Raw genomic sequence first — 7,048 nt, 5'->3', positions numbered from 1 at the left:
ACTATTCCCAACTCGTGACCGGTAGACCGGCCGGATCACAGAAACCTGAGGGTGCATGAAACCCGGGACGGTTCAGGTTCTGCAAGAACAGATTCGTCAGCAACTTGATGTCGTTTGGGGTGTTCTGAAGGCCATTCCATCGCCGTTGGTCGTCCGAGGCGAGGTTCCAAGTGCCGGATGACCAGGCAGTCACTACGCAAAGCGCATCGAGGTTCTTGTCGAGCCCGATGTTTGGTAGGTCGTCAGCTACGAAGCCTTCCGTCAGGGCGTCCATGACATAGCCCAATGCTTGGATACCCACGCCATGGGTGAGTCGTGACTTGCGCGGGATGAGCTTCCACTCGATAGGCCATGTGGCTTCTACAAGGCTCCAGAAGATCTTGAGGTGTAGAAGCATCTGTTCGATATCGCCGGAGCCGTCGTTCGGATCGCGATATGCGTACAGTGCTCCGTCGTAGAGGCTGTTCTCGATCATCTTGAGGACGCTGTTGTCCTTGATGTACCCGTCAGGGGATGTCGGAGTCGCAATGGCGCCGCGGAACGGGCTGTCACTATCAATGTTGAGTCGAGTCATGAGCTGAGCAGGCAACTGGCGACGCGCGTACTTCGGTGGGAGGTAGCCAGAGGCGTCCGGCAACAACTCGTGGATCAGGCCCTTCGGTAGCGGCTTGGTGTTGTTGACGAGGATGAACTGCGACCGTTGTTCGTCAGTTCCCTCCGCGATGAAAGCAACTGCTGCCACTGGGAATTCAGCGACATCTGCGTCTCGGATTGCAGCGACACGTTGCTGGCCATCCACCAACAGAGCGGGTTTGTCGGCTTCCGGCAATGCTTCATCGACCGGGATCACGAGCTCGCCCATGGCCGAGTAGCCGACCTTGCTCCGCCGGCTAGTCGCTACAAACCGAACTCGATCATCAAAGGCGAGCACGACCGCGTTTGGCAGCAGCGCCTCGGGGGATTCGATGTAGCGTCTGATCGCGCGGATGTGGTTCATCACCTCAGGACGCTGGTAGCCGTCGAGTCCACCCCCGTCTGTCCTGCGGACACGCGATACCGCAGTGAAGTTGAGCAGTTGCTTGCCATCGATCGCGAAGCAGTAGATGTAGCGTGCGCCCTGACGAACTTGTATTGCGGGCACTCGGATTTCGTACCTGTCAGCCACCGCGGATCCTTTCAAGGCTGGGCAATTCCGTTGCCTGGAGTCGGCTCATTCTGTCAGCGAGCACTGACAAGTTGTGAAAGCCTCGCCGCTTGTTGCGTTCGCTTCCTCGGAAGATCGCCATTTCAACTCCGTGCTTCTCGCACAGTCCGCACGGACACGTGCGCCAGGGCGCAGCCGTCAACGTATCGGTGTACAGGTCGCGATAAGACTTCTTGACGCCGATCACATCTTCGTATGCAAGTACCGCATCGAGGGTCTCGTCGATCGAGCATTCATCGCGATCGAAAGATCGCAGTGCCTGCAGGCTGTTTCGTTCAGCTTCGATGGCATCGCGTTGGGCGACCCGGCCTGCCAAGATGGCTCGTTTCAACGAGATGTTTCCGTCTACTTGCGGAACTTTGATTGCAGCGAAGTTGCGGGAAACCGTGTGGTAATTGTCCCGATCGTCCATGAACGACTGGCGGAACGACGAGGTGCTGTCGAAGCTGGTGACGCCATAAGCTTCGAACTCTGCCATGGACTCCACGCGGGTGATCCCGAGGAGGTGCAACTGCGTCGAGGGCGATCGAATCACATCGATCTCAGCTAGACACGCCAGTATGTCTGGAGTCTTGAGCGGTACCATGCCGCCCAGTGCAATGCGCGCGTAACCCATATCTTGTAGTTCACGTACGCTGTCTGCGTAGCTTTTTGGATCCCAGCCCTGCGCTGCGCCGACGGCTTCCACCGGACTGCTGCGTTCCAATGCCGCAGCCCTGAACTGCTCAGCGAGCTTCAGCGATATGTGCCGGCGCTGGGTCCACTCGTCGGGCACATCTTGACCAGGTCGAAGGTAGCCCAAAATAATGTGGTCGACGCTGACACCTGCGTCGAATCCACATTTTTCGTAGAAGTCCAGGACCTCATGAACGGTGTACGGAGGCTCCGGTTCGTTGACGTAGTTGAATGCGCCACAGTCGCCAAGCGTCGCAACAGCATTCGAAAGTCTGAAGAAGCCTCGAACTCCGAGACGGTACAGTCGCTGCCGTTGCGGCATCGAGTATTTTCCTACGCCCTTGATCGACCCGTCGACAATCGCCTTGGACACCAAAATGCCGTCGTACGCGGGCACAGTCAGTACTTCGTGCGCGTAGCGGTCGTCGCGTTGGCGGACGCGCAGCGGCGAGTGTTCGTCGTGGATGAAGTCGTAGGTCGGGCTGACCTGGTCCTGACTGTCGGGGAAGTAGAACCTCATACGTCCTCCTTCCGGGCAACTACGTACGCGCGGGCAAGATAGTTGGAGAGTGCCGAAATGTGCTTCGAGACGTTCTGCAGCTCGTCCCACGGAAGTCCGAGCTCATCCCAGGTGCCGTCGGTCCAGTGACAACGGTTCGCTATGCGAGATAACTCTTTTCGCGCCTGCTCGGGGGCTGTTGTCTGTGTGAGCGACACATGCACCATAACTCGATCCATCAGTCGGCTCATGGCCCGGATGCCTACGCCTCCCATCAATTTGGAATCGGCCGCGGGGCGTCCCCATGCGTCAGGGAAGACATCCTTGACGGCTCCCCAGTACGTGAGTAGTACTCGCCTGATGCCCTCGGTATCTGTCGATCCTGTGGCCATATTCCGATAGGGGAACAGAACACCCGACGGGGACTCCAGTGACTCCTTCAGGGCTTCAACGAGGCTGTTGTCGGTCACCACCGCGGTTCGTCGGTCCTCGGCTTCAGTGGACGCGCGTCGGATGAGTCCAAAGAACGGAGACTCGGGATCGCGGTTGAGCATGTCCACCAACGCGGAGGGCATCTTGCGTTGCGAAAGGCGCGGCGAGGGCGCTGAGACAACCTCGGGCAGCAGTTCAGTGACCAGATTGGTTGGCAGCGGCGCAACCGTGTTCACCCGCAGAAACTGATCTCGTTGCATCTCGAGTGTGGGCGCCACAAACCCGGCGACGGGCACGGCGAGTCGACCGTTAGCGGCACGCGCGAGGGCGATACTGCGTTGCTGCCCGTCCACTATCCATGCCGGCCGAGGCTCGGAATCATCGTCGGGGAGCGGAATCTCGATGGTCCCCGAGGTGGCTAGGCCGTCAGTGGTACCGGGTCCACGACTTGAGCGGAAGCGCACGGTATCCGGAAGAGCAAGGATCAATCCGTTCGGGAACAAGACATCACCGGAATTCAGGTAATCGAGAATCTGCTTGACGTGATTTCGGCGCTCGGGACGTTGGTAGCCAATCAGTTTGCCGGCCTCGTCGCGCGAGATGCGGGCAACATCGGCAACGAGACCGACTTCTTCGGCCGCGAGAGCGAACAGGTACAGCGGAGTGTGACTGTTCTGGTCGATGCGTAGCGCTCGCCGCTCAAGCACACCGTCTTGAGGTTCTGTCATCGCTGACCTTTGGTAGCTCGAAACAGCACGCCGAACCGTTTCTGCTCGCAGGCGATGCCTTGATCGCGCATGAGTCGTAGCGCGCGGGTGGCTGACAGGCTGGGGTCCTGGCGGAGAAGGACTCGGATGTATTTGATGATCTCGTTGTCGTCCATCGGAATTCGCTCGTAGACCTCAGGCCGTTCAGCGGTCCTTGCCCAACGTTTCCAACGAGTGAGGTCGCTCGACGCGAACAAGTCGCTGGTTGAGCGCTTCACAATCCAGCGTCTCGCCATCCGCAAACTGACCGTCGAGACGGTGCCTCCGAGCGCATTACGGAGGTCTCGATTTGCGGGGAGTCGTGGCATGCCGTCAATGTCTCGCCAACCACCGACAAGGAACTTTTCGCCACGGCCGTGTGCCATCTCGGTGAGGTCGGCATTCATGGCGCGGGCGTAGTTCTCTGACAGCACCAGCAATACCGATTCGTTCTTGAGTTCGGCTACCGACACCGTGTCGGGGAGGTCGGCCAGGTGATTCCACCAGGTGGATATGGTCGCTACATCGCTCACGGAGTCGTGATGGCCACTCGCGAACGTCGCTGCGTACGAGGGCGCCGACGTGGTGATGTCCCGCAGGCCGAGCCCCGCCGACGCGACAAGCATCCGGACGGAGTAGCCACTCTCGCGGGCGTCAGTCGCAAGCGCTTTGGCTTGCAGCCAGGCATCGCCCTGGTAGAGGTTGAGCAGTTCGACACGCGCATGGGCCCGGTCAAGTCGGCCTCGCCACTGTGCGAAACGTTCGGAGAGCGCGCCCGCGGGTATCGAGCGAATGCGCAGGTCAGCTTCAGGAGCGACAGATTTCCTGTCGGTGCAGTTGACTACTATCGTCAGTTTCTGCACGTCACCCCGCTCTCCGGCCCGGAAACTACGTCAGAAATGTGTCGGCTCGACGGTGTAGTTTCAGATACTATAGCCGCACGGCCCGACCAGTAATCGGAGGTTCGATGGGAACGCCAGCAGTGGTTCTGCTCAGCGGGGGCTTGGACTCCACGACAGTGCTCGCGATCGCCAAGAGTCGCGGATTTGACCCCTACGCGTTGTCGTTCCGCTATGGGCAACGGCACGCCGTTGAGTTGGAGGCAGCTCGGCGCGTCGCGACTGCTATCGGTGTCGAGCGCCATGTCGTGGCAGAGATCGACCTGCGTGTCTTCGGCGGTTCGTCCTTGACTGCGGACATCGAGGTTCCAAAACATGACGACGCCGCAGACCTGACGGATGAGATTCCCGTGACCTACGTGCCCGCGCGCAACACAATTTTCCTGTCTTTCGCGTTGGCCTATGCCGAGACTGTCGGGGCTCAGGACATCTTCATCGGTGTGAACGCGTTGGACTATTCCGGGTACCCAGATTGTCGGCCTGAGTACATCGCGGCGTACGAGACGATGGCGAACCTTGCGACGAGGGCGGGGGTCGAAGGTTCGTCCTTGACGATCCACACTCCTCTCATCGAGATGACGAAGGCGCAGATTGTTCAAGCTGGCTTGGCTCTGGGCGTGGACTATGGCTTGACATCTTCGTGCTACGACCCAAGTGCGGCAGGGCAACCGTGCGGTCAATGCGATTCATGTTTGTTGAGGCTGAAGGGGTTCGCGGAAGCTGGTCTGGCGGATCCGCTTGTGTATCGGGCAGCCTGATGGCCTACACCGTCAAGGAAATCTTCTACACCCTGCAAGGCGAGGGGTTCCACACCGGCAGGCCGGCAGTGTTCTGCCGATTCGCGAGTTGCAATCTATGGACGGGCCGTGAACAAGATCGACACAGGGCGATCTGTACATTCTGCGACACTGACTTCGTCGGCACAGACGGCGTTGGGGGAGGGCACTTTGGAAGTGCCGAGGAACTGGCCGACGCCGTAGAGCAGACTTGGCCTGACGGCAGCCACGAGGACCGGATGGTGGTGTGCACCGGCGGCGAGCCGCTGTTGCAGTTGGACGGCGAGCTTGTCGAGGCACTGCATCGGCGTGGCTTCTACGTTGCGATTGAAACCAATGGAACACGCCCAGCCCCCGACGGCATCGACTGGATATGCGTCAGCCCAAAGATCGGGGCACCCCTTCTGCTCACCTCCGGAGATGAGTTGAAACTGGTGTATCCCCAAGACGGAGGCGACCCGGCGCAGTTCGAACAGTTGGACTTTGGTTCCTTCCGCCTGTCGCCGATGGACGGTCCGGCGGTGCGTGAGAACACCGCGGCTGCAGTCGAATACTGCTTGAAGCGCCCCAAGTGGCGCCTAAACCTGCAAACCCACAAGTTCCTAGGGATCCCATGATTGATACGGCCGAGATCTTCTGCGAGTTCAAATTCGAAGCCGCACACCGACTTCCGAACGTGCCGAGCGATCATAAATGCTCGCGTCTACACGGGCATTCCTACCAGTTGCAAGTGCACGTGAAGGGGCCAGTCGATGATCACGCCGGCTGGGTGATCGACTTCGCGCACATCAAGGACGCGTGCAAGCCTGTCATCGACCGCTTGGATCACTACTACCTCAATGAGATTCCGGGACTGGAAAACCCGACGAGCGAGCGGCTGGCGGCTTGGATCTGGAACGAGTTGGCTGCGTCGCTTCCGATGATGTCGGCAATCATGGTGCGCGAGACGTGCACCTCGGGATGCGTGTACCGGGGGCCTGCATCCGAATGAACCCGCTATTGCCGGATATTCAGGGTGCGCAGGACAGTCGTGGCGTTGACATCGACGAAGTCGGAATCGGCGCACTTCGATATCCGGTCAGTTTTGATGACGGGGACCTAACACAATCCGGTATTGCCAACGTCGAGATGACTGTTGCGCTGCCTGCTGACCGCCGCGGCACTCACATGAGCCGCATGATCCGAGCGGTGGAATCCGAACTTTCGGTGGTGAATCCGTACGAGTTGCACGGTCCGTTCAAAGTCATCGCGGAGCTGCTGGACGCAACGCAGTTGTTTGTCACTTTGTCCCTTCCGGTTGCGATTCGCGTGCAGTCGCCCGTGACGGCGAACAGCGGCTATCAAGTCCACGATGTCAGTTTGAATGGCTCGCTGGTGGGCAGTCGGTACACGTTGACGACAACGGTGACCGTCGATGTCACTACTTTGTGTCCATGCAGCAAGGCGATTAGTGACTACGGCGCGCATAACCAACGGAGCAGGGTGTCGTTGTCTATCAACGGGGAAGGCGACAATCCGTACCCGGCCACCGTGGGGGAATTGGTGTCGTTGGTTCGGGATTCGTCGTCGTGCCCTGTGTATCCAGTGGTGAAGAGGCCTGACGAACGGGCGATCACTATGGCGGCGTATGACAATCCCAAGTTCGTCGAGGATCTGGTTCGTGACTTGTCACTAGCATGCCGAGCACGCGAACTGCCGCACCGGATCGAGGCTCGAAACATCGAGAGTATTCATAGTCATGATGAACCGTCCCGGGTTTCATGCACCCTCAGGTTTCTGTGATCCGGCCGGTCTACCGGTCACGAGTTGGGAATAGT

8 protein-coding genes are annotated in these 7,048 nt (G+C 59.3%); 4 read left to right on the top strand and 4 right to left on the bottom strand.

Annotation, left to right across the window (positions count from 1 at the left end; translation table 11 throughout):
• Position 1: 1 nt before the first annotated feature.
• The 4 genes from dbpB (ACJH6J_RS29720) to ACJH6J_RS29705 are packed head-to-tail and all read right to left on the bottom strand — an operon-like array spanning position 2 to position 4,419.
• On the bottom strand, positions 2–1,165 hold the full coding sequence (gene dbpB / locus ACJH6J_RS29720; protein WP_406804992.1) for a DGQHR domain-containing protein DpdB: 1,164 nt from the start codon (positions 1,163–1,165) through the stop codon (positions 2–4).
• Complete coding sequence (gene dpdA, locus ACJH6J_RS29715) at positions 1,158–2,399, bottom strand: tRNA-guanine transglycosylase DpdA (RefSeq protein ID WP_406804991.1); 1,242 nt, start codon at positions 2,397–2,399, stop codon at positions 1,158–1,160. Before dpdA ends, dbpB (ACJH6J_RS29720) begins: the two co-directional genes overlap by 8 nt.
• Positions 2,396–3,538 (bottom strand): DGQHR domain-containing protein DpdB, encoded by a 1,143-nt coding sequence (gene dbpB, locus ACJH6J_RS29710; RefSeq protein ID WP_406804990.1) that lies wholly within the window; start codon positions 3,536–3,538, stop codon positions 2,396–2,398. The genes dpdA and dbpB (ACJH6J_RS29710) overlap by 4 nt, the downstream gene beginning before the upstream one ends.
• Positions 3,535–4,419 carry a hypothetical protein gene (locus ACJH6J_RS29705; protein ID WP_406804989.1) on the bottom strand — a complete coding sequence of 295 codons (885 nt, stop codon included), beginning with the start codon at positions 4,417–4,419 and terminating at the stop codon, positions 3,535–3,537. Before ACJH6J_RS29705 ends, dbpB (ACJH6J_RS29710) begins: the two co-directional genes overlap by 4 nt.
• Positions 4,420–4,523: 104 nt before the next feature.
• On the opposite strand from ACJH6J_RS29705, the gene queC reads away from it, so the two are divergent.
• From queC to ACJH6J_RS29685, 4 genes are read left to right on the top strand one after another with little or no spacing between them, the layout of a single operon-like run.
• Complete coding sequence (queC, locus tag ACJH6J_RS29700) at positions 4,524–5,213, top strand: 7-cyano-7-deazaguanine synthase QueC (protein WP_406804988.1); 690 nt, start codon at positions 4,524–4,526, stop codon at positions 5,211–5,213.
• Positions 5,213–5,848, top strand: coding sequence for a 7-carboxy-7-deazaguanine synthase (gene queE / locus ACJH6J_RS29695; protein ID WP_406804987.1), 636 nt, complete (start codon positions 5,213–5,215; stop codon positions 5,846–5,848). The genes queC and queE overlap by 1 nt, the downstream gene beginning before the upstream one ends.
• Complete coding sequence (queD, locus tag ACJH6J_RS29690; protein WP_406804986.1) at positions 5,845–6,222, top strand: 6-carboxytetrahydropterin synthase QueD; 378 nt, start codon at positions 5,845–5,847, stop codon at positions 6,220–6,222. The genes queE and queD overlap by 4 nt, the downstream gene beginning before the upstream one ends.
• Positions 6,219–7,013, top strand: a complete 795-nt coding sequence (locus ACJH6J_RS29685) for a GTP cyclohydrolase I FolE2 (protein ID WP_406804985.1) — start codon at positions 6,219–6,221, stop codon at positions 7,011–7,013. The genes queD and ACJH6J_RS29685 overlap by 4 nt, the downstream gene beginning before the upstream one ends.
• The last annotated feature ends 35 nt before the right edge of the window (positions 7,014–7,048 follow it).

Origin of the sequence: Mycobacterium sp. SMC-18 (genome assembly GCF_045310895.1) — a bacterium.
In the GTDB taxonomy this organism is placed as follows: domain Bacteria; phylum Actinomycetota; class Actinomycetes; order Mycobacteriales; family Mycobacteriaceae; genus Mycobacterium.
The sequence above is the reverse complement of the archived record's forward strand: the minus strand, read 5'-3'. Positions and strand labels throughout refer to the sequence as shown.

Excerpts from the sequence above, each read along its gene's own strand:
- dpdA (WP_406804991.1), bottom strand. The coding sequence starts at position 2,399 with ATGAGGTTCTACTTCCCCGACAGTCAGGACCAGGTCAGCCCGACCTAC.
- dbpB (WP_406804990.1), bottom strand. The coding sequence starts at position 3,538 with ATGACAGAACCTCAAGACGGTGTGCTTGAGCGGCGAGCGCTACGCATC.
- queC (WP_406804988.1), top strand. The coding sequence starts at position 4,524 with ATGGGAACGCCAGCAGTGGTTCTGCTCAGCGGGGGCTTGGACTCCACG.
- queE (WP_406804987.1), top strand. The coding sequence starts at position 5,213 with ATGGCCTACACCGTCAAGGAAATCTTCTACACCCTGCAAGGCGAGGGG.
- queD (WP_406804986.1), top strand. The coding sequence starts at position 5,845 with ATGATTGATACGGCCGAGATCTTCTGCGAGTTCAAATTCGAAGCCGCA.
- ACJH6J_RS29685 (WP_406804985.1), top strand. The coding sequence starts at position 6,219 with ATGAACCCGCTATTGCCGGATATTCAGGGTGCGCAGGACAGTCGTGGC.